A 24,109-nucleotide genomic window follows, 5' to 3' on the forward strand; every position below is an offset into this window, starting at 1 on the left:
GATTCTAACGGTCGCCGACCAAGGCTTACGCTCAGCGCCCGCGCAGGAACCAGCGGTCGATCTCGCCCAGCGAAAAGCGGGTCCAGGTCGGGCGGCCGTGATTGCACTGCGCCGAGCGTTCGGTCGCCTCCATCTCGCGCAGCAGGGCGTTCATTTCCGGGATCGTCAGGCGGCGGTGGGCGCGCACGCTGCCGTGGCACGCCATCGTCGCCAGCAGGCAGTCGCGCGCCTCGGCCACCCGCGGGCTGTGACCGTGTTCGACGAAATCCGCCAGCACGTCACGCACCAGCGCCTCGGGATCGCCCTGCGCGAGTAGCGCCGGCACCGCGCGCACCAGCAACGACTGCGCCCCACCCGGGCTCACGTCGAAGCCCAGCGCGTGCAAGGCCGCGCTTTCGCGTTCGGCCAGCTCGGCCTCGCGCGCGGAGACGGCCAGCGACATCGGCACCAGCAAGGGTTGCTGGCGCAGCCCCTCGCCATCGAAAGCGGTTTTCAACTTCTCGTAGTTGATGCGCTCGTGGGCGGCATGCATGTCGACGACCACCAACCCCTCGGCGTTCTCGGCCAGCACGTAGATGCCATGCAACTGGGCGATGGCGAACCCGAGCGGCGGGATTTCCTCGCCTCCGGGAAGCGCCGGCGATGCGACGGGCAACGCCCCGGGCGAGGAAACGTGGGGCGCGAAAGACGATGCCGAAGCCCCATCGCCATACAGCGCGGCATAAGCGGCGGGCGCCTCCCCCACGCGCAGGCCCAGCGGCGCCTGGGGGCGCGGCCAGCGATCGAAGGGCATCGACGATGCGGATGAATCCGTATGCCCGGCACCGGCGCCGGGTGTCGCCACCGCGCCGGCACGGGTATCGGCCAGGGCATCCTTCAACGTGCGATGGACGAAATCGTGTATCAGCCGCGCGTCGCGGAAACGCACTTCGTGCTTGGCCGGGTGCACGTTGACATCGACCCGGCGCGGATCGAGCTCGAGAAACAGCACGTAAGCCGGCTGACGGCCGTGGTAGAGCACGTCGCTATAGGCCAGCTTGACCGCGTGCGCCACGCTGCGGTCGCGCACCGCGCGGCCATTGACATAGAGGTATTGCTGGTCGGCGCTGGGGCGGTTGTAGGCCGGCTGCGCGATCCAGCCGGAAAGGCGCAAGCCAGCCGCCTCGTGCTCGATGGCCAGCGCCTGGCGGGTGAACTCCTCGCCAAGCGTCTGGATCAGGCGATCGTCGGCGATCAGCGCCTCGCCGCCACCGCCGCGATAGCGCCGCATGGCCTTGCCGTTGTGGCCGAGGCGCAATTCGACATCGGGCCGGGCCAAGGCCAGTTGACGCAGCCATTCCTCGATATGCCCCAGCTCGGTACGCTCGGCACGCAGGAACTTGCGGCGCGCCGGGGTATTGAAGAACAGGTCTCTTACCTCGACCGTGGTGCCGACGGCCTGTGCCGCGGGCGCGGATGTCCCGACGCGGCCGCCCTCCACTTCCAGCGCATGGCCGTGGGTGTCGGCGGCGCGCCGGGAAGCGATGCGAAAACGGCTGACCGAGGCGATCGACGGCAATGCCTCGCCACGGAAGCCGAGCGTGGCGACCGCTTCAAGGTCATCGAGCGTGGCGATCTTGCTGGTGGCATGGCGCTGCACCGCCAGCGCGAGTTCCTCCGGGGCGATGCCGCCGCCATCGTCGCGCACCCGGATCAGACGCACGCCGCCTTCCTCCAGGTCGATATCGACGCGAGCGGCGCCGGCGTCCAGCGCGTTTTCAACCAGTTCCTTGACCACGGAGGCGGGCCGTTCCACCACTTCGCCCGCGGCGATCTGGTTGGCCAGGGTATCGGGCAGCAAGCGGATGCGGGCGTCGGTCACGGGTACGGCGTCGGTCACGGCCCGTGATTCTAAACCGCCGCGTCAGGGCGATGCGGCGGCGTTGGATACGCTGCCGGCCTGCGGGGCTTCCCGCCGGGCGGCGTAATGGGTGCCCGGCGGCGGCATGCGGGTGAAGTGCGTGTGGATACCATCGAGCACGGCGCGCGCCAACTGGCGCTGGAAGGCCGGATTCTTCAGCCTCGCTTCTTCGTCGGGATTGCTGATGAAGGCGGTCTCGACCAGCATCGAGGGCACGTCGGGCGAGCGCAACACGACGAAGTTGGCTTTCTCGATCTGGTTCTTGTGGGTTTTGCCCAGCCGCCGCAGTCCCCCCAGCACTTCGCCGGCGATACGCTCGGAGGCGCGCTGGGTGGCGCTCTGCGAGAGGTCCAGCAGTACCGAAGCCAGCGTGTTCTCCTTACCCTTCAGCTTGACGCCGCCGACCAGATCGGCGGCATTCTCGCGATCGGCCAGCCAGCGCGCGGCCTGCGAGGTCGCCCCGCGCAACGACAGCACGTAGACCGAAGAGCCGCGCGCGGCGCGGTTCTCGGCGGCATCGGCGTGGATCGACACGAAAACGTCGGCCTTGGCGCGCCGCGCGCGCTGGTAGCGCTCGGCCAGCGGGATGAAGAAATCGGCGTCGCGGGTTAGGTAGGACTTGAGGCCCGGCATCGCATCCACCTGACGCGCAAGTTCGCGTGCCACGGCCAGCGTGATGTCCTTTTCCCGGGTGCCATTCATGCCGACCGCCCCCGGGTCCTGGCCGCCGTGGCCGGCATCGATGGCGACGACGATCGACCGGAGCATCCCGGGACGATTCATCTCTTGCAGCGTACGCACCGGTGTGGCGCTGGCCGGCGGAGAAGAAGCGGCCGGCGCGGGCGGCACCGCTTGCCGGGGAGCCGGATTGGAAGCCACCTGCGGCAATCTGTCGGGTGAAGCCGGCATCGCCGCCTGCGCGGGTGACGACGATGGCGTGGCAGCGGTTGCCGGCGACGGCGGGGCAACGGTTGCCGAAGGCGATGGCGTGGCAACGGTTGCCGGCGGTGGCGGCGACGGTGTCGCAGCGGTCTGCGGCGGCGATGACGCGGCAGCGGTTGCCGAAGGCACTGGCGTGGCGGAAGCGGCGGCGGCGATCGCGGCGATGCCGTCGCCCGGCCATTCGAGGATCAACACCGCCTGGCCTTCGCGCCATTCGAGGTGGGGGCCAATCGCCACCACCGGCGCGGCCAGATCGAACACGATGCGCGTGGTGCCGGACTCTGGCTGGCCGCTGCGCACCGATTTCACCACGCCGCCACCGGCCGGCAATGCCACGCGCGGCGACATTCCGGCCTGGGCGATGTCCAGCACCAGGCGATCAGGATTGCTGAGCGAAATGGTGCGGTAATCGACACGGCTGTCCAGCGCGATCTCAGCGCGGGTTCCACTCGCGGTTTCACGCAGGGTGACGCTGCGCACCTCGCGCGCCTCGGCAAGATTCCAGACGAGCGCGGCCAGGAGCACCAGCCCCAGCAGCAATTGCTCGATTCTCAAACCCCTTGCGCGCATGCGGGGATTCAATCATCGCCACCGCCCCAAATCAACCTTTTCCCTTTGAAAATCCGTAAGTTTGGTTAACTTCCTCTCAGTTTTCCGAGGTTTGGGGGGCCTCATCGGGCGCGGAACCGGCAATCCTCGCGCCCAAGACCTGCGACGACGCCGGTTCCACCCCGCCACTGGTCGACACCTCGGTCAGCCATTCGCGCCCGGCAGGCGATGCCGCGCTGGCCCGCATGCGCCGCCCGCCACCCGTCATTTCCAGCGAAATGGCCAGATCGGCCGGGGGTAGCGCCGCGCCACCGCGCGCCGGCCACTCGACCAGCCACAGCGCCGCCTGCTCCGGCTCGATGCCGAGGAACTCCAGTTCGCCGGGGTCGCCGATGCGATAGAGATCGAGATGCAGCGCCTCGCCGCCGTCATCCAGCGGGTAGCGCTCGACCAGCGTGTAGGTCGGGCTGCGGATCGCGCCGGTCACGCCCAATGCGCGCAGGAAAGCGCGGGCGAAACTCGACTTACCGGCGCCGAGATCGCCATGCAGGTGAACGATGGCGTTGGCCGGGCGGCGGGCGGCGAAACGCCCGGCGATGGCGTCGGTGGCGGCGGGATCGGGCAGGAAGAGGTCGAAGTTCATGCCGTGCACTCCGCGATGGCCGCGCGCAGGTGGCCGATGAGATCGCCGGCGAGCAGACCGGCCTCGCCGTCGCGTGCGGCCAGATCGCCGGCACGGCCATGCAGCCAGGCGCCGGCCGAAGCGGCCTCGAACGGCGCCGCCCCCTGCGCCAGCAAACTGGCGATGACGCCGGACAGCGCATCGCCCATACCGCCCGACGCCATGCCGGGATTGCCGACCGCCAGCACACGGGAAGTCCTTCCCGGCGCGGCAATGACCGACCCCGCGCCCTTCAGCACCACCGCGCCGCCATACCGCGCGGCAATGGCTTCGGCAGCGGCATAGCGATCACGCTGCACGCTGGCCGTGTCGCTGCCAAGCAGACGCGCGGCCTCGCCCGGATGCGGTGTCAACACCGCCCCCGGCAGCGGGCGCGGCGCGGCGGCCAGCAAGTTCAACGCATCGGCATCGACCACGCAGGGTTTGCCGCTGGCCAGCGCGGCCTCGAACAGACCGTGGCTCCATTCGCCCCGCCCCAGCCCGGGGCCGAGCGCCAGCGCATCGGCATGTTCGAGCAAGGGCTGAAGGTCGACGGCGACTTCGACCGCATGCCCCATCGCCTCCGGGCGGCGGGTCAGCAACGCGGCGACGTGTTCGGCGCGGGTGGCGACCGAGACCAGCCCGGCACCGCCGCGCAAGGCCGACTCGGCCGCGATCAGGATGGCGCCGCCATAACCATGCTCACCGCCGATGGCGAGCACGTGGCCGTGGCGGCCTTTATGCGAATCGCGAGCACGGCGTGGGAAACGCGGCGATGCAGCGACCTCGGCCTTCGGCGCGAAACCGTCGAAGCAGGCGGCGGGCGCATCGAGCGTGGAAAGCGAGCGCGAGCCGACATGATCCAGCGCCGCGCCGGTGGCGAGCCCGATATGGGCGGCGATGAACTGGATGGTGTGGGCGGCGAAGATGGCGACGCCCGGCACCGCGCCACGCTCGCTGTCGATGCCGCTTGGCACGTCGAGGGCGAGGATCGGCGACGAAGCGGCATTGGCCGCCGCGATCATCGACGCCGTTTCGCCCTCCGGCGCGCGGTCGAGCCCGATACCGAACAACGCATCGACGATCACCTCGGCCACCGGCAGCACCCCCGAAAATGCCTCGGCCCGGCCGCCGGCATCGGCGTATTCCCCGGCCATCCGCATGGCCAAGGGCGTGCGCGGCGGCATCGAAGACGGATGCACGACGCATACATCCAGCCCCGAATCGCGCGCGTGCCTAGCCAGCACCCAGCCATCGCCGCCATTGTTGCCAGGCCCGGCCAGCACCACGATCCGGCGCGCGTTCGGCCAGTGTTCGAGCAAGCAGCGCCATGCGGCCTGTCCGGCACGACGCATCAGCGTGGTGTCGTCGATGTCGGGCTCGGCACATGCGCGTTTTTCCAGCTCGCGCAAAGCGGCGTTGTCGTAAAGCGCGGAGAGCGACTGCATGCGGCGATTCTATACTTCGCCGATGCCCGCCCCACGCGCCGACATCGCCCTTCTCACCACCCGCATCCGCGAGGAAGCGGCAAGCCTCGGCTTCACCCGTTTCGGCATCAGTGGCGTGGCGCTGGGCGAGGACGAATCGCATCTGCGCTCCTGGCTCGCCGAAGGGCTGCACGGCACCATGCAGTGGATGGCCGCGCACGGCGACAAGCGCTCGCGTCCGGACGAACTGATTCCCGGCACGCTGTCGGTGATATCGGTCGGGCTCGACTACGGCCGCGAGCACGAAGAAGCCTGGGCCACGCTCGAAGACGGCGAACGCGCCTACGTCGCCCGCTACGCGCTGGGCCGCGATTACCACAAGCTGATGCGCAACCGGTTGCAGAAGCTGGCCGCGCGCATCGCCGAGGTCATCGGACCGTTCGGGCACCGGGTGTTCGTCGATTCCGCGCCGGTGCTGGAACGCGCGCTGGCACGCAACGCCGGCCTCGGCTGGATCGGCAAGCACACCTGCCTGATCGACAAGGATGGCGGCTCGTGGTTTTTTCTCGGCGAGCTGTACGTCGATTTCGACCTGCCGGCTTCGGCGCCCGCCACCCATCATTGCGGCACTTGCACGCGTTGCATCGACATCTGCCCGACCCGGGCCATCATCGCGCCCTACCGGCTGGATGCGCGACGTTGCATCAGCTATCTCACCATCGAGCACGCGGGCGCGATCCCGGAGGAGTTCCGCGCGGCAATCGGCAATCGCATCTTCGGCTGCGACGATTGCCAGTTGATCTGTCCGTGGAACAAGTTCGCCAAGCGCGCCGACGAACCGGATTTCCGTGTCCGCAATGGGCTGGATCGGGCCACGCTGGTGGAGCTGTTCGCCTGGAGCGAGGACGAATTCCTGCGCCGCACCGAAGGCTCGGCGATCCGCCGCAGCGGTCACGAACGCTGGCTGCGCAACATCGCGCTCGCGCTGGGCAACGCGCCGCGCACACCGGAGGTCGCCGTGTCGCTGCGCTCACGCCGCGATCACCCATCGGAACTCGTGCGCGAACACGTGGCCTGGGCCTTGGCCCGCCACGGCATCGCCGATTGAGAACCACGCCACTCAACGCCGCGCGGCGATCTCCGCAAGCAGCGCACGGGTGACGGTGTCATCGGCCTCGGCCTCGCCAGCCAGCGCCGGCAACAACCGGTCGGCCAACTGCTTGCCCAACTCGACGCCGAACTGGTCGAAGGCGTTGATGCCCCAGATCACCGATTGCAGATAGACGCTGTGCTCGTACAAGGCGAGCAGCATGCCGAGCGCGGTTGGCGTCAGCGCGTCGAGCAACAGCAAGGTGCTGGGCCGGTTGCCGGGGTGATGGCGGTGCGGATCCGCCCCCTCCTCCCCATTGGCCAACGCCTCGCCCTGCGCCAGCAAGTTGGACAGCAACGCCACATGATTCGCCGGGTGATCGTGGTCGGGGCGGAGCACGCCGATGAAATCCACCGGCACCTTTTGCGTGCCCTGGTGCAGCGCCTGGAAGTAGCTGTGCTGGCAGTCGCTGCCCACGCCCCCCCACCACACCGGCACGGTATCGACCTCGACCTCGCCGCCATCCAGCCGCGTGCGCTTGCCCAGGCTTTCCATCACCAGTTGCTGTAGATAGGCCGGTAAGAGGCGCAGGCGCTCTTCGTAAGGCAGCACGGCCTGGCTGGCCGCGCGCAGCGCATTGCGGTTCCATATCGCGCTCAGCGCGTGCCAATACGCCAGATTGGTCTCGGGCGCGGCCCGCAACGCATGCGCATCCATCAATGCCGCGCCGGCCAGCAACGCCTCGAAGCGCTCCAGACCGATCGCCAGCGCAACCGGGAACCCGACCGCCGACCACAGCGAATAGCGGCCGCCGACCCAATCCCACATCGGCAAGGTGCGTTCGGGTGGAATACCGAAGGCGGCCGCGCGTTCGCCGTTCGCGCTGACCGCATACAGGCGGCCGTCGTCCCCCAGCCAGTCGGCGACGATGCGGCCATTGAGCAAGGTCTCGCGGGTACCGAAGCTCTTGGAGACCAGGATCGCCGCCGTGCGCCGCGGATCGAGACCGTCCAGCACGCGCTGCGCCGCGGCGCCATCCACGTTGGAAAGAAAATGCACCCGGAAGCGCGCGCCGGGTTGCGCCAACGCATCGACCAACATTCGCGGACCCAGGTCGGAGCCGCCGATGCCGATGCTGACGATATCGACAACCTCCGATTCGAACAATGCGCCGATCATCCCGGCCATGCGCGCGCGCGCCTCGGCCGCCGCCGCGCGCGCGGCTCGCGCTTCGCCGGTGGCGGACAGCCCATCGCGCAAGACAGCGCACGCGGCCGTCGCGGCGGGATCGGGGTACTGCGCGGCCATGCGTTCGATCACCGCGCTCGGCAAGGCGTCGCGCAACGCGGTATGCAGGGCGGCACGGCCTTCGGTGCCGTTGACGCTCGCGCCATCGGCCAGGCGTCTCATCGCCGCCGGCAGGCGAACCTCGCGAGCGAGCGCGAATAACGCCGCCAGCGCCTCGCGATCGTAGGACTGGCGCGCGAAGTTGGCGTACAGCGGCCCGACCCGCAGCGCGAAATCGCGCGCGCGCGCCGGGTCGGCCGCCACCATTTCCCGCAGGGAACACTTCTCCAGCCGTGCCGCTTGTTCCCTCAAGCGTATCGGCATGGTCAGACCGCCTGTGCCGGGATCGACTCGTTGGTATGGGTCAGACGGTTCTCGCGATCCACATAGACCAGCGTTGGCTTGAACGTCGCCGCCTCGGCCTCGTCGCACTGGCCGTAGGCACAAATGATGACCAGATCGCCCGGCTCGGCCTTGTGCGCGGCGGCGCCGTTGACCGAGATGATGCCGCTGCCGGCTTCGGCGCGAATGGCATAGGTGGCGAAACGCTCGCCATTGTTGATGTTGTAGATTTCGACGCGCTCGTTCTCACGGATACCGGAAATTTCCAGCAATCGGCTGTCGATGGCGCAGGAACCTTCGTAATGCAGTTCCGCGTGCGTCACCGAGGCCCGGTGGATCTTGGCTTTCAACAGGGTCAACAACATGGTACGGCTCCGGGCCGGTGAAACTGCGCGCAGTGTAGGGGCGCGGTTTGCGCGCCGCAACATCGTGGGCGCGACGTTCAGCCGCCAATGCCCCCGGCACCGACCTCGGCGTGGGGTTCGAGCTGGAATTCCAGATTGTCGATCAACCGCGTCGCGCCCAGCCGGGCGGCGATCAAGGCCACCCTCGGCCCCGGCTCGCCATCGGCGGGCGCGCGGAATTCCGGCGTGCGGATCACGGCGTAATCCGGCGCGAAGCCGGCCAACGCCAATGCGCGCGCGGCGTTGGCCTCCACCTCTTCGCGCGCCAGGCCGGCCCGCAACGCATCGCGCATCGCCGACAGGGTGCGGTGGATGACCGGCGCGGTCTCGCGTTCGGCGGGCGACAGGTACTGATTGCGCGAACTCATCGCCAGGCCGTCGTTCTCGCGCTTGATCTCGGCCCCGACGATCTCCACCGGAAACGCCAAGTCGCGCACCAGATGCCGGATCACCGCCAGTTGCTGGTAATCCTTGCGGCCGAAGATGGCGACATCCGGCAGCACTTGGTTGAACAGCCGCGCCACCACCGTCGCCACGCCGTCGAAATGCCCGGGGCGATGCGCGCCATCCAGCACCCCGGCGATGCCCGGCACGCCGACCGTGACCGCGTTGCCGACGCCCAGCGGATACATCGTGTCCACCTTCGGCAGCCACAGCAGGTCGCCGCCGGCGTCATCCAGACCGGCGGCGTCGGCTTCGGGCGTGCGCGGGTAGCGGTCGAAATCCTCGTTCGGGCCGAACTGGGTCGGATTGACGAACACACTGGCCACCACCCGGTCGGCGTGACGCCTGGCAAGCGCGATCAGCGAGTAATGCCCGGCATGCAGGTTGCCCATCGTGGGGACCAGAGCGATGCGCTGGCCGGCCTGTTTCCAGCCGCGTACCTGCGCGCGCAGCGAATCGAGTGAAGTGGCGGTGATCATGGAAGTGGAATCAAGCCTCGTAGCTATGCTCTGCGGTGGGGAAGGCGCCGCTCTTCACGGCGTCGACATAGGCGCGCACGGCACCGGCGACCGAACCACCCCCAGCCAGGAAATCGCGCACGAAGCGCGGGCGGCGATGGCCGCTGTCGAGGCCAAGCATGTCGTGCAACACCAGCACCTGTCCGTCGGTATCGGGACCGGCGCCGATGCCGATGGTGGGAATGGGCGAAGCGGCGGTGATCTCGCCCGCCAGCATCGACGGCACCGCTTCCAGCACCAGCAGCGCGGCGCCGGCCTCGGCCACGGCCAATGCCTCGGCGCGCAGCTTTTCCGCCGCCGCGTCGCCGCGCCCCTGCACCTTGAAGCCGCCGAAGCGCAGCACCGATTGCGGGGTCAGGCCCAGGTGCGCGCATACCGGAATCTCACGCTCGACCAGGAAGCGGATCGTCTCCAGCTTGTGACCGGCCCCCTCCAGCTTGACCATGCCGGCGCCGGCTTGAAGGAACTTGGTGGCGGCTTCGAGCGCGCGCTCGGGCGTGGCGTCCGCCTGGAACGGCAGGTCGGCGACGATCAGCGCGCGGCGCGTCGCGGCGGCCACGCAGCGGGTGTGATAGGCGATGTCGTCCACCGTCACCGCCAGGGTCGAATGGGCGCCTTGTACCACCATGCCCAGCGAATCGCCGATTAGGATCAGATCGATGCCGTTGCCATCGAGTGCACGGGCGAACCCGGCGTCGTAACAGGTCAGCATCGTCAGCTTGCGGCCGGCTGCGCGCAGCGCGGCCAGTTCCGGCACGGTGACGGGTTTCACGGGCGAATTCATCGCGGCTCCAGTGCGGCGGGGCGCTACAGGTTAGCGGATCGGAGCGACGCCAAGACGGTCAGCCGGGCCGAGCGCCGCCAGCGCCTCGCACACCGGGCCGAGGCCGGGAATCCGCGCCTCGGCGGCGATATCCGCCAGCGGCAGCAGCACGAAGGCACGCTCGGCCATGCGCGGATGCGGCACGTCGAGCCCATCGGCCTCGATGACCGCGTCGCCGTACATCAGCAGGTCAAGGTCGAGCGTGCGCGGCCCCCAGCGCCGTTCACGCGCGCGATCACGGCCATGCGCGCTTTCGACGGCGAGCAGCGCCCGCAGCAGCGCCGGCGCGGTCAGCGTGGTTTCGAGCTTGGCCGCCGCATTGACGAAATCGGCCTGCGCGACGCCGCCCACCGGCACGCTGCGATAGAGCGAGGACGCCGCCACGAGGCGCGTCTCCGGCAACGCGCCCAACGCTCCGAACGCGGCGCGCAGGGTGGCCTCGACATCGCCGATATTGCCGCCCAGGCCGACGAAGGCCGTGACCGGCGCGTTCATTCCACCGGCTTGCGCGGACGCCGGCGGCGGCGACGACGCGGCGCATCGGCCGCCTGCGCCGCCTCCTCGGCGGCGATCTCATCCGGGGTTTCCCCGTCTGGATCGCAGGCGACGCGCAGTTCCGGGAGCATCGACTGCTCGCCACGCCAGAAGGCGACATCGGCGGCGTGCTCGTCCGAGGCGAACTGGCGGAACTGGAGGAAATCGAAAGCGGCGCGAAAGCGCGGATGCGCCAGCAGTCGCTCGACGCGCTTGTGTTGGGCGAAACGCGGTTGCAGCAGCCAGATTTCCTGCATCGGAATCGAGAACCGGCGCGGAAGCGCGACGATCCGCGTCTGGTGCAAGGTCACTTGGTCGGCGCCGCGGCGCTGCGCCTCGGCGGTATGCATGCCCTTGTTTTGCAGCTTCATCAGCGCGTGCGCATAAGCCGGCCACAACAGCAGCGCGAACAGGAAAGCCGGCGATACCGGCTCCTCGCCAGCCACCCGCGCGTCGGTGTTGGCAAGCCCGGCCACCAGCATCCGCCGCAACGCACCGCTACGATTGCATTTCAACGCCGCGGCGGTTTCCGGCAGCAGCACCGGCAGCAAGCCGTTGCGCTCCAGGCCCTCGAAACTGGCGACGGCATGGCCGGACAGGAAGAGTTTCAGGCACTCTTCGAACAACCGCGCCGGCGCGGCTTCGGCCAGCAAGGGTGAGAGGCGCGGAATCGGCGCGGCGGTGGCCGGCTCGATCGTGAAGCCGAGCTTGGCCGCCAACCGCACCGCGCGCAGCATGCGTACCGGGTCCTCGCGATAGCGCGCTTCGGGATCGCCGATGAGCCGGAGGACGCGCGCCTGCACGTCCTCGAAACCGCCGCAGTAATCGCGCACCGAGAAATCCTCGATGGCGTAATACAGGGCGTTGGCGGTGAAATCGCGCCGCAGCGCATCTTCCTCGATACCGCCGTAGATGTTGTCGCACAGCACGCGGCCGTCGTCATCGATCTGACGATCGCCGCTGTCATCGTTGCCGGCGGCGCGGAAGGTCGCCACCTCGATGATCTCGCGGCCGAACACCACGTGCGCGAGCCGGAAGCGCCGGCCGATCAGCCGGCAATTGCGGAACAGGGCCTTGACCTCCTCCGGCGTGGCATCGGTGGCGATGTCGAAATCCTTGGGGATGACACCGATGAGCAGGTCGCGCACGGCGCCGCCGACCAGGTGAGCCTGGAAGCCGGCCTCGCGCAAACGGTAGAGAACGCGCAGCGCGCCGGAACTGATGTCCTTGCGCGAGACGTTGTGGGCATCGCGCGGGATGTGTTGCAACACCGGCGCGGCGAAAGGGGGATTGGATTGTTCGGACATTCGGCCCGGATACGTGTCAAATCGGATAAACCGCCCTATACTATCCCGCCTCGCATTCATGCGACCAATGCTCCCTTCGTCTAGCGGTCCAGGACGCGGCCCTCTCAAGGCTGAAACACGGGTTCGAGTCCCGTAGGGAGCGCCACTTTTTTCCCCGAAACCAGGCCATGCCCTTCGTCGTCACCGACAACTGCATCAAGTGCAAGTACACCGATTGCGTGGAGGTCTGCCCGGTGGACTGTTTCCACGAAGGGCCGAACTTCCTGGTGATCGATCCGGTCGAATGCATCGATTGCACCCTGTGTGAACCCGAATGCCCGGCCAACGCGATATTCCCCGAGGATGACGTGCCGGCCGGCCAGGAGCATTTCATCGCGCTCAACGCCGAGTTGACCGCCGAGTGGCCGATCATCACCACCCGCAAGGACCCGCTGCCGGACGCCCAGGAATGGGACGGCAAGCCGAACAAGCTGCCCTTCCTCGAACGCTGAAGCGCGCCCCGCAACGATGACGGACGGACGCCTTGGCGTCCGTTCCCGCATGGATATTCCATCCGCGACATTATCTCCGCCACCGGCCACCCTTGCCGCGCCTCGAAAGCGCTCCGGAGCATGACCGTCCCCGCCGTTTTCCGGCAACCGCCCGCGCATCAACGAGAACGATTCTTGTTGCGTGAGAGTGCCGGGACAACGTAAAATCGCCCCCCGCCAGCCAATCGGTCCAGCCGGTCGCCAGCAGACAACCCGTCCTGATGGACGTCTCTGACCGGGATCCACCGATGAAAGCCGCCACCTTCGGCCTGCTGTTCGCGCTGGCCGTACTGCCTGTCCGGGCGCATACGCCTTATCTCCACGCCACTGGCGACGTCGCCGCTCGGGGCGGCCTGGTATCGATGGAAGCGGCGTTCGCCGAAACCTTCTTCGTGCCGGAAGTGGCGTTCGACAACAGCGAATTCGTCGTCACCGGTCCCGATGGCCGGCATCACGCGCCGGATCGCATCGAAGTCTGGAAAGCGCGCACGCTGGCCGAGCACCGCATCGGCCAGGCACCGGGGACATGGCGCTTCAGTACCGGCCCGCGTCACGGCGCCCGCTTCCGCACCTGGGAAGTGGACGGGAAACGCCAATCCAGCCGCGACCCGGCCGTGAAGATTCCCGCCGGCGCCAAGCTGGTTTCCGACTTCCAATCGTTGACCATCGCCGAAACCTACCTCAGTGTCGGTGCGCCCAACCGCGCCGCCCTGGCGCCGCGCGGCAAGGGGCTGGAGATCGTCGCCATCGACCATCCCAACGATCTCTACGTGGGCGAGGATTTCGCCTTCCGCGTGCTGTTCGACGGACAACCGCTGGCCGGGAAAAAAATCGAGATCACCGAGGCGGTATCCGACAGCGGCAACACGCCACGGATTGTCACGCTCTCCACCGATGCCGACGGCCGCGCGGTCTTCAAATCGGAACACCCCACGCGGTGGCTGGCGCTGGTGCGCCACCGCACGCCCGCCCCGGCCTCGGTCGGCGCGGCGGAATACAGCCATTCCTACACCCTCACCTTCCGCACGCTGGCACAGTGACGCCCGGAGCCGCCATGAAACTCACCCTCGCCCTGTCGCTGCTGCTGCCGGCCGTGGTGGCCCATGCCGCCGACAAACCGGCCAGCGGCCCGCGCGCCTCGTTCAGCGGCCACGGCGAAAACGTCCGCCACTTCATCCAGGCGCACGACCTGGATGGCGACGGCGCGATCGACCGGGCCGAGTTCGAACGGTTCCGCCGCCAGCGCTTCGAGGCCACCGACCTCGACCGCGACGGCGCGATCAGCCTGCCCGAATACGTCACCGAATTCGATGCCCGCCTCGATGAAATGCTGAAGCCGGAACTGGCCGCCATCGACGGTATGACCCGTACCCGCTTCAGCGCGCTGGCCGGCGGCGGCAGCCACGTCACACGCGAGCGCTACGACGCCTCCGGCGCGCGCATTTACGCCGCCTACGCCGCGGACAAGCTGCCCACCGCACTGCCAGCGGCGGATGGCCGGCGGCGCCTGCTGGACTTGCCGACCACCCACAGCCGCAACGGCCTGATGGCGCTGTACGACCGCAACAGCGATAGCCACCTAGCGCGCGAGGAATTCGACACCGCGCGCGCCGAACAATTCGAACGCACCGACGTCAACCGCGATGGCCGCATCGGCTTCGACGAATACGCCACCGAGTACGGCGAGCGCATCGAGCGCGCCCGCCACGATCTGAACGTGCGCGCCATCCGCCAGACCCGGGTGCGCTTCGGCGTGCTCGACAAGAATCGCGACGATCGTGTCGACTGGGGTGAATACATGGCCTCCGGCCAGCGCCTGTTCGACGGCAACGACCGCAATGGCGACGGCCGGGTGGACGCCACCGACGCCACCCACCCGCCCAAGCCGCGCACTGGCGCCAACTAGCCCGTGTCCCGGACGGAGCGCCACACAGGGAGGTGTGGCGTTCCGTCTCTTTGTTTCGCGCGGCCTCGCGCCACGCATCCCCGCCAGTCCCGCCACGCACGGCCCTCTGCCCGACCGCAGCCGGAAATCGACCAACCGACCTGTGGAGTTTCCATGCAGATTCAACCCACGCGCCGCGTGCTGGCGCTTTCCATCCTCCTGGCCCTGTCGCCGGCAACCCATGCCGCCGAGGGAAGCGGCGCCGAAGCCGCCGCCTCGCTCGACCGCGTGACCGTGCATGGGCAACGCCTCAAAAAGCGTTCAGCCAACCAGAACGTCGAGCGGGTGGACGACAAGCGCCTGGCGGAGGAAATAGCCAACCGGCTCGAAGACGTGATCCGCTATATCCCCGGCGTGGAGATCGTCGACATGGGCCGCTTCGGCGAGAATGGCTTCAACATCCGCGGCCTGGAAAGCGACCGGGTATCGATGAGCATCGACGGGCTGGATCTGGCCGAATCGCTGGAAACCGCGCGCGATTACGAGTTCTTCCGCGCCGGTCGCGGCGGCCCCGACATCGACACACTGAAGCGGGTGGAGATCGTCAAAGGCGCGGACGGCATCGGCCTAGGCAGTGGCGCACTCGGCGGCGGCGTGGCCTTCGTCAGCAAGGACCCGCGCGACTACCTGGCGGCCAAAGGCAACGACACCCACCTCGGCCTCAAACTCGGCTATGCCAGCGCCAGCCGCGAGAAGATGGGCACGGCAAGCTTCGCCAACCGCGGCGGCATCGTCGAATCCATGCTGGTCCACACCCGCCGCAATGGACAGGAAACCCGTGGCTGGTACGCCGATACGCGTGCCGAAACCGGCAGTTCCCGGCGCATCCCCGACCCCGTCGACCGTGACAGCCGCAACTGGCTGGGCAAGCTGGATTTCGTGCTGAGCGAAGCGCACCGCGTCGGCATCGTCGCCGAACGCAGTCTTGGTGAAGCCCGGGTCGAAAACCTGAGCCGGGTCTCGCCCCCCGGCTATCTGCAACGCTGGGGCGACGACCGCAACCAGCGCGACCGCTACGGCCTGCGCTGGCACTGGCGGGCCGGCCATGCGCTGTTCGACACGCTGGAAGCGCAAGCCGACTGGCAAAAGACCGAAAGCACCGGCCTGACCCGCATCCTGGCCGGGCGCGGCTGCCCCGGCGGCACGGCGCCTTGCTGGCGCAGCGAAAACCGCGCCAGCCGCCAGCGGCAAAACCGCATCGCCTTCGATTTCGACAAGGCCATCGACGGCGACGTCCGCCACCGGATCGGCTATGGCCTGGCCTGGCAGCGGCGCAAAGTGGATTTCAGCTCGATCGACACCCGCTGGCGGGCCGACGGCGGCGTGGCGAGTGTCGAGATCGACCCCTCGCAGGTGCCGGAAACCACCGTGGGTTCGTGGAATCTCTATCTGCGCGACCGCATGCGCCTCGCCGATGGCCGCTTCGGCCTGACGCTCGGCGCCCGCTACGACCGCTACGATTACACGCCGAAGACCTCGCCCACCTTCACCGACCCGTTGGGCGCGATGGTGCCGGTGCGCTTCGCCGCCCCCAGTTGGCAGACCGGGCTGGATTGGCGCATCACCGGAAACCAGACGCTGTGGCTACAGGCCGGCAGCGGTTTCCGCGCCCCGACCGTCGCCAACATGTATTCGCCGATCAGCTACAGCAACGCCACCGTGGTCGCCACCGGCGAAACCGTGCGCTACTGGACCAATGCCCCCAACCCCGACCTGAAAGCCGAAACCAGCCTGAATCTTGAACTGGGCTGGCGCTGGCAAGGCGAGATGGCGCGCTGGGGCGTGTCGGTATTCCGCGACCGTTACAGCGATTTCATCGAAGCCGTGGAAACGGTGCGCAATGCCGGCACTCAATACCAAATCTGCGATTTCCGCGGCTGCCGCGTCACCGACGGCAACCGCTATTACCGGCCCGAGAATTTCGGCCAAGTCACGGTCAAGGGCTACGAACTGGATAGCCAGGTGCGGTTCGGCACATCGTGGTCGCTGCGCATGGCCTGGTCGCAGACCCGCGGCGAACAGCGCAACGGCACGCCACTGGACAGCATCAACCCGGCGCGCGGGGTCATCGGCCTGCGCTGGAACAGCGCCGACGCGCGTTGGAGCATCGGCGGCCACCTGACCCATGCATTGGCCAAGAAACGCCGCGACACCACCGTGCGCACCGACCCATTCACCGGCAAAGCGATGGAGCGCTTCGTAAGCCCGGCATGGACGGTGGTGGACCTGATCGCCAGTTTCCAGCCCAGCCCGCAGTGGCGGATCAATGCCGGCGTCTACAACCTGTTCGACCGCGAATACGCCACCTGGCCGCGCATCCGCATGGTCGGCCGCGGTAACTTCGCCCTGTACGGCTACGCCACCGACGAAGGCTTTGGCCGCCTGACCCAACCCGGCCGCAATGCACGGCTGAGCGTGGCCTACACGTTCTGAAACAAACGCCGGAAAACGGAACGGACGCCGAGGCGTCCGTTCCACTTGCCATCGATTGACCTGCCTAAAAGCGGGATCAGCGACCGCCGAGCGCGGTCTTGAGTTGGCCCATCAACGCGGTGGCGGCATCGCCGGTTTCCGGCAGGCCGCGCGGGTCGACCGCCGACACCTGGACGCCCTCGCCGCTCTGGGTCGCACGCACCAGGAAATTGACGCCCTGATAGGCCACGTCGTAGCTGCCGAGCAGTTGGGCGCGGCTGGTGATGGCCAGGCCGGGAACGGCGCCCAACGCCTCGCCGAGGCGGTTGTAGACGGCATCGCGATCGCCGGCAACGTTGAAACTGGAACCGGCCGGCACCGCGGCGGCGGCGCGCGGTGCCGCCTGCGAGGCCATCACGCCCCCCGCCTGCCCGGGCAGCGCCATCGCACCGCTGGTGTCGGGACGATCCATTTCCGGCGGCAATTCCAGCGGGCGGGCTTCGCCACTCAACTTGTAGGCTTCGTTGTCCTTGCGGAACCGGCTGCACCCGGTGGTGAGCACCACGACGACGGCGAGACTGGCAAGGATGGCGGCGCGGCCGGGGGAAGCGATACGCATGGGATTCTCCAGGTGGGATTCGTCAGGCCGCGCGGCGGCATTCGTGTTCGAGGGCAAGGATAGCCGCCGCCGCCGGTTCCAGCCGGCCGGCATTGGCCTCCGAAAGCGGGGTCAACGGCAGGCGCAATCCTTCGCCGATGCCGAAGCGGCGCAGCAACGCCTTCACCGGGATCGGGTTCGGCTCGCAGCTCATGAAGTCGTACAGGGGGCGCAGGGTGGCATCGTGGGCAGTGGCCGCCTCGGCCTCGCCGGCGCGGGCGAGATCGCAAAGCCGGCGAAAGGACGCGGGCAGCACGTTGGAGGCCACCGAGATCACGCCATCGGCGCCGGACAGCAGGGCGCGACAGGCGGTGGGATCGTCGCCGGACAGCACCGCGAAGCCCGGCCCCTTGAGCCGCAACAAAGCCGCCATCCGCTCGGGCGCGGCGACCGCTTCCTTGATGCCGATGATGGCCGCATGGCCGGCCAGTCGCGCCACGGTCTCCGGCCGCATGTCGCTGCCGGTGCGGCCGGGGACGTTGTAGAGCAGCACCGGCAGGCCGCCCTGGTCGGCGACCGCGAGATAATGGGCGAGCAGTCCGGCCTGGGTCGGGCGCACGTAGGGCGGCGTCACCACCAACGCGGCATCGGCGCCAAGCGCGGCGGCGCGGCGGGTCAGGGCGATGGTCTTGGCGGTGTTAGACAGCCCGGTGCCGGCCAGTACCGGCACGCGCCCGCCCACCCGCGCCACGGCTCGCCGCAGCAGTTCTTCGTATTCGGCATCGTCGAGCGCGGCGGCCTCGCCGGTGGAACCGGCCACCACCAGCGCCTCGGTGCCGCCGTCGAGCTGGGTGTCGACCAGCCGCGACCAGGCATCGAAATCGACCTCGCCCCGGGCGTCGAACGGCGTGGCGAGCGCGGTGATGCTGCCGGTGATGCGCGGTGCGGAATCAGCCAAGATCGGAGCCTGCGAATGGGAAACGGCGCGCATGGCGCCAACGAAATGCCCCCGCATGTTACTTGCGGGCTGAAATCACCGGCAAGTATCCTGCACCGAGGCGCCGGCCTTCCGCCGGCCTCTGTTCAGGCCCACCGGCCTTGGAAGCTGTCTTGAACGATCAATCCCCGCGCCCCGCGCAGAACGAAAACCACCTCTTCATCAGCGCCTACAGCACCCACCCGCAGTCGCCGCTGCTCGCCATCACCCGCCGCATCGCCGATTCGGGCTGCAACCTGGTCGATGCCCGTCTCACCACCGTCGGCCGCGACGTCTCGGTCGCGGCGCTGGCCTCCGGCCCCTGGGACGCCGTGGCCAAGCTCGAATCCGCGCTGGAGCGGCTCGCGCGGGACGAATCCTTCCGCATCGTCCATTACCGCACCGGGCCAAAGCCGCTGCAATCCAACCTGATCCCCTACATCGTCGAGGTGGTGGCGGCCGACAAGGCCGGCATCCTCTACCAGTTGGCCGAGTTCTTCAACCAGCAGGGCATCACCGTCGAGACCCTGCACAGTTCGCGCTACAAGGCGATGCAAACCGGCGCCGAGATGTTCACCGCCCAAGTGACCATCGGCGTGCCGGCGGACATGCACATCGCCGCGCTGCGCGACGACTTCCTCGATTTCTGCGACCACCTCAACCTCGACGCCATCATGGACCCGATGAAGTTCTGACCATGACCCAGCAAACCAAGCCCATCGATCGATCCACGCTGCAACTGCCACTCGCGCTCGGCAGCGGTGAAACCACTACGTTGGCCGACCACGCCGGCCATTGGCTGGTGCTGTATTTCTATCCGAAGGACAACACGCCGGGCTGCACCACCGAGGGCCGCGACTTCAACGCCCTGCTGCCAGCGTTCGAGAAACTCGATGCCAGGGTGCTGGGCGTATCGAAGGATTCCGTGCGTACCCATGCCAACTTCGCGACCAAGCAGGGCTTCGGCTTCGACCTGGTCAGCGACCGCGAGGAAACACTCTGCCGCGCCTTCGGCGTGATCCAGATGAAGAAAAACTACGGCCGCGAATACGAAGGCATCGTCCGCAGCACGTTTCTCATCGATCCGCAAAGCCGCATCGCCCAGAGCTGGCAGCCGGTCAAGGTGCCGGGCCATGCCGAGGCGGTGCTCGCGGCGTTGAAGGCGGCCCAATCGAAGTGATCCCCGCGACCGCGCGCCGCCAACGCCGCCACCCGGCCCCGCCGGCGGGCGGCGTTTTCGTTTCCACCCTCGAAAGGAAAACCGCCGCATGACCCACGGCAAGCGCCTGTACGTGCTCGACACCAACGTGCTGATGCACGACCCGACCGCCCTGTTCAAATTCGAGGAACACGACATCTTCCTGCCGATGCAGGTGATCGAGGAACTGGACAACGGCAAGAAAGGCGCCAGCGAGGCCGCCCGCAACGCGCGCCAGGTCAGCCGCTTCATCAACGAACTGATCGAAGACGAGGGCACCGACAAGATCGCCACCGGCCTGACCCTGCGCCCGCCCGGCGGCCTGCAACTGCGCAGTGAAGCCGCGCGCGGCGTACTGCGCTTCCAGACCGCCGGCTTCGGCGGCGGCGAGGCGCTGGGCGCGGCGATGCCTGACAACCACATCCTGGCCGCGATCCTGGCGCTGAAAGCGAACAGCGCGCACGAGGTGGTGTTGGTCTCCAAGGACATCAACCTGCGGATCAAGGCGGCGATCGCCGGCATCGCCAGCGAGGACTACGAGAACGACCGCGCGCTGGACGATTTCAGCCTGCTCTACACCGGCGCGCTGGCCCTGCCGGAGGATTTCTGGCAGCGCTCGGGCAAGGAGCTGAAGTCGTGGACCGACAAGGGCCGCACCTATTACGAGGTGAAGGCGGAAGCCGGCAACGACTGGCATCCCAACCAGTTTCTCTACCTGCCCGGCGACGAGCAAAGCGAGTTCCGCGTGGTCTCGGTCGACGGCGACAAGGCGGTATTGCAGATCGTCGACGACTACCGCGGCCAGCAACACGCGGTCTGGGGCATCACCGCGAAGAACCGCGAACAGAACTTCGCGCTCAACGCGCTGATGGACCCGGAGATCGATTTCGTCACCCTGCTCGGCACCGCCGGCACCGGCAAGACCCTGCTGACGCTGGCCGCCGGCCTCGCCCAGACCATGGACGCGCAGCGCTACCGCGAGATCATCATGACCCGCGCCACGGTGAGCGTGGGCGAGGATATCGGCTTCCTGCCCGGCACCGAGGAAGAGAAGATGACCCCGTGGATGGGCGCGCTGACCGACAACCTGGAAGTACTGATGCCCAATACCAACAAGGGCGCGGCCAGTTGGGAACGGGCGGCGACCAACGACCTCATGGCCAGCCGCATCAAGATCCGCTCGATGAACTTCATGCGCGGGCGCACCTTCCTTTCCCGTTACGTGATCCTCGACGAAGCGCAGAACCTGACGCCCAAGCAGATGAAGACGCTGGTGACGCGCGCCGGCCCCGGTACCAAAATCGTCTGCCTGGGCAACGTCGAGCAGATCGATACGCCGTATCTCACCGAAACCACTTCGGGCCTCACCTACGTGGTCGACCGCTTCAAGGGTTGGGCGCATTCGGCGCACGTCACCCTGCGTCGCGGCGAACGCTCGCGGCTGGCCGATCACGCTTCGGAAGTGCTGTGATGGCCGCGCGCGCCACCACCGCCGATAAAGCATTCCTCGGGCTTTTCATCCTCTTCGCCGTGATCCGCGGCGCCGAATTCTTCACTGGCGGACACCCCCTCCACGCCGCGCTCGGCGCACTTGGCTTCGGCCTGATGGCCTTCGGCACCTGGAACCGCGCCTTCGCGCCACTGACCGAGGCCAACCTGCCGACGCGACGGCGGCATGCGCAGATCGGCACCTACGGCGGCATGGCGATGGTGCTGGCCTCGCTGGCGATGAAGTGGATGGGATGAGCGCAAGGGTGCCATGAAGCAACGCGCCGGCCTGCCCGCCTGGGTCATCCTCGGCGCCTGCGCGCTGGCCTGCATCGCCGGCATGGTCAACGTGACCGGCTACATGGGCTTCGAGCACCAGGGCATCACCCACCTCACCGGGACCACCACGCTGCTCGGCGAAGCGCTCTCGGGCGGAAACTGGCACGCCAGCCTGCAACTGCTGGCGATGATCCTGGCCTTCGTACTTGGCGCGGTGGTCAGCGGAGCGATCATCCAGGACGTGCAACTGCGCCTGCGCCGCCGCTACGGCGTGGCGCTGGCGCTGGAATCGGCGCTGCTGTTCGCCGCCGCCGCGCTGTTCAAGGACGGCAGCCTGGCCGGGCCGCTGCTGGCGGCGGCGGCCTGCGGCCTGCAAAACGCCATCGCCACCACCTACAGCGGCGCACTGGTGCGCACCACGCACCTGTCCGGGCTGTTCACCGATCTCGGCATCGCCATCGGCCACGCCCTACGCGGGCGGCCGTGGGAATTCTCCCGCATCCAGCTCTCGATACTGACCATCGGTGCATTCGCCTTCGGCTGCATCGTCGGCGCCCTCCTGTTCCGCCGTTTCTCCTACGATGCGCTCTACGTCCCGGCCACCTGGACCGGCGTGGTCGGCATCGGCTACGCGCTCTACCACCACCATCGTTTCAGCCGCCATGAATCCCGATCCCAGCGCCGATAAACGCCCCGTTTCCGCCATGACCATCGCCGGCTCCGATTCCGGCGGCGGCGCCGGCATCCAGGCCGACCTGCGCACGTTCGCCGCGCACGGCGTGCACGGGCTCTGCGTGCTGGCGGCGCTGACGGCGCAGAACACGCAAGGCGTGAGCGCCGTGCACGTACCGCCGGCCACCTTCCTGCGCGCCCAGATCGACGCCTGCTTCGCCGATTTCAACGTCGCCGCGGTCAAGCTGGGCATGCTGGCGAACGCGGAAACGGTGGCGGCCGTCGCCGACGCGCTGGAAACGCACCGCCCACGCTTCGTGGTGCTGGACCCGGTGATGGTCGCCACCTCGGGCGCGAAACTACTCGACGACGACGCCCATCGCCTCCTGCGCGAACGCCTGTTGCCGCTGGCGACCGTGCTGACGCCCAACATCCCCGAAGCCGGATGGCTGCTGGGGCGGGAAATCGTCGATGCCGCTTCGGCCCGATCCGCGCTGACCGACCTGCGCGCGCTCGGGCCGCGCGTGGTACTGCTGAAGGGCGGCCACCTCGACGAAGGCGCGCTGGTACGCGACCGCTGGCTGGACGACGCGGGCGAAACCGAATTCGTCCATGCACGGCTCCACCTCGAATCGCACGGCACCGGCTGCACGCTGGCCTCGGCGATCGCCGCCCACCTCGCTCTCGGCCTGCTGCCACGCGAAGCCGCGCGCGCGGCCAGCGACTACATCGCCCGCGCCCTGGCGCTGGGCTACCCGCCCGGCCTTGGTGGCCTGCACGTGCTCGATCACTTCGGCGCGGCGCAGCGGCCTTGAACATCGACACGCGCGAAACCCCACTCGACAGCGCCGATGGCCACCGTTGGATACTGCGCGCGCGCATTCCGCCAGCCCCTCGCGCGGCGCTCCTCTGGTCGCCCGCGCTCGGGGTCGCCGCCCGCCACTACCCCCCCTTCGCCGACGCGCTGGCCGCACGCGGCATCGCCACGTTCCTGCACGAATGGCGCGGCCACGGCAGCAGTTCCGTGCGCGCCGGCCACGATATGGACTGGGCCTACCGCGAACTGCTGGAACAAGACCTGCCGGTGAGCCAGGCATCCGTGCGCGCGACCCTGCCCGGGCTGCCGCTGATCCTTGGCGGCCACAGCCTGGGCGGCCAGATCTCGGCCTGCCGGCTGGCACTGGCGCCGGACAGCGCCAGCCGCCTCTGGCTGATCGGCAGCGGCGCACCGTTTCCGGCCGCCTTCGGCTTGCGGCTGCGCCTGCTGCTGCCGCTGGCCTTCCGCCTCACCCCCTGGCTGGCCAAGCGCTTCGGCGCCCTGCCGGGAAGACGGATCGGCTTCGGCGGCCGCGAGGCCCACGGCGTGATGCGCGACTGGGCCGGCACCGGCCGCGCCAGCGCTTATCGCATCGCAAGCCTCGGCCGCGATCTCACCCCCGTGATGCCGCGCGTGCAAGCGCCAATCGACGCCGTGGTGCTGGAACACGACTGGTACGCGCCGGAAAACTCTCTGCGCGCCCTCACCGGCCACCTCGGCGGCCGGCTGCGCGTTCACCACCTGGGCGATGCCGAACTGCCCGGCCATGCCGACCATTTCCGCTGGATGCGGACCCCGGAGGCCGTCGCGAAAGCGCTGGCCGAGAGCTTGCCGTATTGATGCCGGCCCTCGCCCACGCATGCGATAATCGGCCGGCTTGCCCCCGTAGCTCAGCTGGATAGAGCGTCCCCCTCCTAAGGGGAAGGTCGTGCGTTCGAATCGCGCCGGGGGCGCCATCTCTTTCGT

At 68.4% G+C, this 24,109-nt stretch carries 24 protein-coding genes and 2 tRNA genes; 14 read left to right on the forward strand and 12 right to left on the reverse strand.

What is annotated here, in order from left to right; genetic code table 11:
• Positions 1-31: 31 nt before the first annotated feature.
• The 4 genes from mutL to EBB59_RS07235 form a co-directional block, all read right to left on the reverse strand.
• Positions 32-1,861: a DNA mismatch repair endonuclease MutL gene (gene mutL, locus EBB59_RS07220; protein ID WP_245979136.1), complete on the reverse strand. Its 1,830-nt coding sequence runs from the start codon at positions 1,859-1,861 to the stop codon at positions 32-34.
• 42 nt (positions 1,862-1,903) lie between these two features.
• Positions 1,904-3,412 (reverse strand): N-acetylmuramoyl-L-alanine amidase, encoded by a 1,509-nt coding sequence (locus EBB59_RS07225; protein WP_122101477.1) that lies wholly within the window; start codon positions 3,410-3,412, stop codon positions 1,904-1,906.
• A 76-nt stretch (positions 3,413-3,488) separates the two neighbouring features.
• Positions 3,489-4,034 (reverse strand): tRNA (adenosine(37)-N6)-threonylcarbamoyltransferase complex ATPase subunit type 1 TsaE, encoded by a 546-nt coding sequence (gene tsaE, locus EBB59_RS07230; RefSeq protein WP_122101478.1) that lies wholly within the window; start codon positions 4,032-4,034, stop codon positions 3,489-3,491.
• On the reverse strand, positions 4,031-5,500 hold the full coding sequence (locus EBB59_RS07235) for an NAD(P)H-hydrate dehydratase (protein WP_122101479.1): 1,470 nt from the start codon (positions 5,498-5,500) through the stop codon (positions 4,031-4,033). Before EBB59_RS07235 ends, tsaE begins: the two co-directional genes overlap by 4 nt.
• 22 nt (positions 5,501-5,522) lie before the next feature.
• On the opposite strand from EBB59_RS07235, the gene queG reads away from it, so the two are divergent.
• Complete coding sequence (gene queG, locus EBB59_RS07240) at positions 5,523-6,587, forward strand: tRNA epoxyqueuosine(34) reductase QueG (RefSeq protein ID WP_122101480.1); 1,065 nt, start codon at positions 5,523-5,525, stop codon at positions 6,585-6,587.
• Between the two features lie 12 nt (positions 6,588-6,599).
• Here queG and pgi read toward each other — a convergent pair whose 3' ends face one another.
• The 6 genes from pgi to pcnB all read right to left on the reverse strand — a co-directional run bounded on the left by pgi (position 6,600) and on the right by pcnB (position 12,288).
• The gene (gene pgi / locus EBB59_RS07245; RefSeq protein WP_122101481.1) at positions 6,600-8,180 is read right to left on the reverse strand and encodes a glucose-6-phosphate isomerase; all 1,581 of its coding nucleotides are present in this window, start codon (positions 8,178-8,180) and stop codon (positions 6,600-6,602) included.
• Positions 8,181-8,182: 2 nt separating this feature from the next.
• Positions 8,183-8,563 (reverse strand): aspartate 1-decarboxylase, encoded by a 381-nt coding sequence (panD, locus tag EBB59_RS07250; RefSeq protein ID WP_122101482.1) that lies wholly within the window; start codon positions 8,561-8,563, stop codon positions 8,183-8,185.
• A 77-nt stretch (positions 8,564-8,640) separates the two neighbouring features.
• Positions 8,641-9,525 carry a pantoate--beta-alanine ligase gene (panC, locus tag EBB59_RS07255; RefSeq protein WP_122101483.1) on the reverse strand — a complete coding sequence of 295 codons (885 nt, stop codon included), beginning with the start codon at positions 9,523-9,525 and terminating at the stop codon, positions 8,641-8,643.
• Positions 9,526-9,535: 10 nt separating this feature from the next.
• On the reverse strand, positions 9,536-10,348 hold the full coding sequence (panB, locus tag EBB59_RS07260) for a 3-methyl-2-oxobutanoate hydroxymethyltransferase (RefSeq protein ID WP_122101484.1): 813 nt from the start codon (positions 10,346-10,348) through the stop codon (positions 9,536-9,538).
• A gap of 30 nt (positions 10,349-10,378) precedes the next feature.
• The gene (gene folK / locus EBB59_RS07265) at positions 10,379-10,882 is read right to left on the reverse strand and encodes a 2-amino-4-hydroxy-6-hydroxymethyldihydropteridine diphosphokinase (RefSeq protein WP_122101485.1); all 504 of its coding nucleotides are present in this window, start codon (positions 10,880-10,882) and stop codon (positions 10,379-10,381) included.
• Positions 10,879-12,288, reverse strand: a complete 1,410-nt coding sequence (pcnB, locus tag EBB59_RS07270) for a polynucleotide adenylyltransferase PcnB (protein WP_425451812.1) — start codon at positions 12,286-12,288, stop codon at positions 10,879-10,881. The genes folK and pcnB overlap by 4 nt, the downstream gene beginning before the upstream one ends.
• A 9-nt stretch (positions 12,289-12,297) precedes the next feature.
• On the opposite strand from pcnB, the gene EBB59_RS07275 reads away from it, so the two are divergent.
• The 5 genes from EBB59_RS07275 (at position 12,298) to EBB59_RS07295 (ending at position 17,136) form a co-directional block, all read left to right on the forward strand.
• Positions 12,298-12,373 (forward strand) — tRNA-Glu (locus tag EBB59_RS07275).
• 22 nt (positions 12,374-12,395) lie between these two features.
• The gene (fdxA, locus tag EBB59_RS07280; RefSeq protein WP_122101487.1) at positions 12,396-12,719 is read left to right on the forward strand and encodes a ferredoxin FdxA; all 324 of its coding nucleotides are present in this window, start codon (positions 12,396-12,398) and stop codon (positions 12,717-12,719) included.
• 287 nt (positions 12,720-13,006) lie between these two features.
• Positions 13,007-13,798 (forward strand): DUF4198 domain-containing protein, encoded by a 792-nt coding sequence (locus tag EBB59_RS07285; RefSeq protein ID WP_158601743.1) that lies wholly within the window; start codon positions 13,007-13,009, stop codon positions 13,796-13,798.
• 14 nt (positions 13,799-13,812) lie between these two features.
• Positions 13,813-14,664 (forward strand): EF-hand domain-containing protein, encoded by an 852-nt coding sequence (locus EBB59_RS07290; protein WP_122101489.1) that lies wholly within the window; start codon positions 13,813-13,815, stop codon positions 14,662-14,664.
• Positions 14,665-14,817: 153 nt separating this feature from the next.
• Complete coding sequence (locus EBB59_RS07295; protein WP_245979138.1) at positions 14,818-17,136, forward strand: TonB-dependent hemoglobin/transferrin/lactoferrin family receptor; 2,319 nt, start codon at positions 14,818-14,820, stop codon at positions 17,134-17,136.
• Between the two features lie 76 nt (positions 17,137-17,212).
• Here EBB59_RS07295 and EBB59_RS07300 read toward each other — a convergent pair whose 3' ends face one another.
• Both EBB59_RS07300 and dapA read right to left on the reverse strand, forming a co-directional pair.
• Positions 17,213-17,734: a hypothetical protein gene (locus EBB59_RS07300; RefSeq protein ID WP_122101490.1), complete on the reverse strand. Its 522-nt coding sequence runs from the start codon at positions 17,732-17,734 to the stop codon at positions 17,213-17,215.
• Positions 17,735-17,756: 22 nt separating this feature from the next.
• Positions 17,757-18,704 (reverse strand): 4-hydroxy-tetrahydrodipicolinate synthase, encoded by a 948-nt coding sequence (dapA, locus tag EBB59_RS07305; RefSeq protein WP_122101534.1) that lies wholly within the window; start codon positions 18,702-18,704, stop codon positions 17,757-17,759.
• Positions 18,705-18,823: 119 nt separating this feature from the next.
• On the opposite strand from dapA, the gene EBB59_RS07310 reads away from it, so the two are divergent.
• The 8 genes from EBB59_RS07310 to EBB59_RS07345 all read left to right on the forward strand — a co-directional run bounded on the left by EBB59_RS07310 (position 18,824) and on the right by EBB59_RS07345 (position 24,099).
• Positions 18,824-19,384, forward strand: a complete 561-nt coding sequence (locus EBB59_RS07310; protein WP_122101535.1) for a glycine cleavage system transcriptional repressor — start codon at positions 18,824-18,826, stop codon at positions 19,382-19,384.
• A 2-nt stretch (positions 19,385-19,386) separates the two neighbouring features.
• Positions 19,387-19,869, forward strand: coding sequence for a peroxiredoxin (locus EBB59_RS07315; RefSeq protein ID WP_122101491.1), 483 nt, complete (start codon positions 19,387-19,389; stop codon positions 19,867-19,869).
• An 88-nt stretch (positions 19,870-19,957) separates the two neighbouring features.
• Entirely contained in the window at positions 19,958-21,358 is a 1,401-nt protein-coding gene (locus EBB59_RS07320) for a PhoH family protein (protein ID WP_122101492.1), read from the forward strand.
• A complete protein-coding gene (locus tag EBB59_RS07325) occupies positions 21,358-21,633 on the forward strand; it encodes a hypothetical protein (RefSeq protein WP_122101493.1) in 276 nt (91 codons plus the stop codon). Before EBB59_RS07320 ends, EBB59_RS07325 begins: the two co-directional genes overlap by 1 nt.
• 13 nt (positions 21,634-21,646) lie before the next feature.
• Positions 21,647-22,342: a YoaK family protein gene (locus EBB59_RS07330; RefSeq protein WP_122101494.1), complete on the forward strand. Its 696-nt coding sequence runs from the start codon at positions 21,647-21,649 to the stop codon at positions 22,340-22,342.
• On the forward strand, positions 22,317-23,141 hold the full coding sequence (thiD, locus tag EBB59_RS07335; RefSeq protein ID WP_122101495.1) for a bifunctional hydroxymethylpyrimidine kinase/phosphomethylpyrimidine kinase: 825 nt from the start codon (positions 22,317-22,319) through the stop codon (positions 23,139-23,141). The genes EBB59_RS07330 and thiD overlap by 26 nt, the downstream gene beginning before the upstream one ends.
• Entirely contained in the window at positions 23,138-23,983 is an 846-nt protein-coding gene (locus EBB59_RS07340; RefSeq protein WP_122101496.1) for an alpha/beta hydrolase family protein, read from the forward strand. Before thiD ends, EBB59_RS07340 begins: the two co-directional genes overlap by 4 nt.
• A gap of 39 nt (positions 23,984-24,022) precedes the next feature.
• Positions 24,023-24,099: transfer RNA gene (locus tag EBB59_RS07345), tRNA-Arg, on the forward strand.
• Positions 24,100-24,109: the final 10 nt, after the last annotated feature.

Source organism: Solilutibacter pythonis (assembly GCF_003697345.1).
GTDB classification, from domain to species: Bacteria; Pseudomonadota; Gammaproteobacteria; order Xanthomonadales; family Xanthomonadaceae; genus Solilutibacter; species Solilutibacter pythonis.

Excerpts from the sequence above, each read along its gene's own strand:
- EBB59_RS07330 (WP_122101494.1), top strand. The coding sequence starts at position 21,647 with ATGAAGCAACGCGCCGGCCTGCCCGCCTGGGTCATCCTCGGCGCCTGC.
- EBB59_RS07235 (WP_122101479.1), bottom strand. The coding sequence starts at position 5,500 with ATGCAGTCGCTCTCCGCGCTTTACGACAACGCCGCTTTGCGCGAGCTG.
- EBB59_RS07290 (WP_122101489.1), top strand. The coding sequence starts at position 13,813 with ATGAAACTCACCCTCGCCCTGTCGCTGCTGCTGCCGGCCGTGGTGGCC.
- panD (WP_122101482.1), bottom strand. The coding sequence starts at position 8,563 with ATGTTGTTGACCCTGTTGAAAGCCAAGATCCACCGGGCCTCGGTGACG.
- queG (WP_122101480.1), top strand. The coding sequence starts at position 5,523 with ATGCCCGCCCCACGCGCCGACATCGCCCTTCTCACCACCCGCATCCGC.
- EBB59_RS07320 (WP_122101492.1), top strand. The coding sequence starts at position 19,958 with ATGACCCACGGCAAGCGCCTGTACGTGCTCGACACCAACGTGCTGATG.
- dapA (WP_122101534.1), bottom strand. The coding sequence starts at position 18,704 with ATGCGCGCCGTTTCCCATTCGCAGGCTCCGATCTTGGCTGATTCCGCA.
- pgi (WP_122101481.1), bottom strand. The coding sequence starts at position 8,180 with ATGCCGATACGCTTGAGGGAACAAGCGGCACGGCTGGAGAAGTGTTCC.
- panC (WP_122101483.1), bottom strand. The coding sequence starts at position 9,525 with ATGATCACCGCCACTTCACTCGATTCGCTGCGCGCGCAGGTACGCGGC.
- tsaE (WP_122101478.1), bottom strand. The coding sequence starts at position 4,034 with ATGAACTTCGACCTCTTCCTGCCCGATCCCGCCGCCACCGACGCCATC.
- thiD (WP_122101495.1), top strand. The coding sequence starts at position 22,317 with ATGAATCCCGATCCCAGCGCCGATAAACGCCCCGTTTCCGCCATGACC.
- EBB59_RS07285 (WP_158601743.1), top strand. The coding sequence starts at position 13,007 with ATGAAAGCCGCCACCTTCGGCCTGCTGTTCGCGCTGGCCGTACTGCCT.
- fdxA (WP_122101487.1), top strand. The coding sequence starts at position 12,396 with ATGCCCTTCGTCGTCACCGACAACTGCATCAAGTGCAAGTACACCGAT.
- pcnB (WP_425451812.1), bottom strand. The coding sequence starts at position 12,288 with ATGAATGCGAGGCGGGATAGTATAGGGCGGTTTATCCGATTTGACACG.
- EBB59_RS07315 (WP_122101491.1), top strand. The coding sequence starts at position 19,387 with ATGACCCAGCAAACCAAGCCCATCGATCGATCCACGCTGCAACTGCCA.
- EBB59_RS07225 (WP_122101477.1), bottom strand. The coding sequence starts at position 3,412 with ATGCGCGCAAGGGGTTTGAGAATCGAGCAATTGCTGCTGGGGCTGGTG.
- EBB59_RS07300 (WP_122101490.1), bottom strand. The coding sequence starts at position 17,734 with ATGCGTATCGCTTCCCCCGGCCGCGCCGCCATCCTTGCCAGTCTCGCC.
- EBB59_RS07325 (WP_122101493.1), top strand. The coding sequence starts at position 21,358 with ATGGCCGCGCGCGCCACCACCGCCGATAAAGCATTCCTCGGGCTTTTC.
- folK (WP_122101485.1), bottom strand. The coding sequence starts at position 10,882 with ATGAACGCGCCGGTCACGGCCTTCGTCGGCCTGGGCGGCAATATCGGC.
- EBB59_RS07295 (WP_245979138.1), top strand. The coding sequence starts at position 14,818 with ATGCAGATTCAACCCACGCGCCGCGTGCTGGCGCTTTCCATCCTCCTG.
- panB (WP_122101484.1), bottom strand. The coding sequence starts at position 10,348 with ATGAATTCGCCCGTGAAACCCGTCACCGTGCCGGAACTGGCCGCGCTG.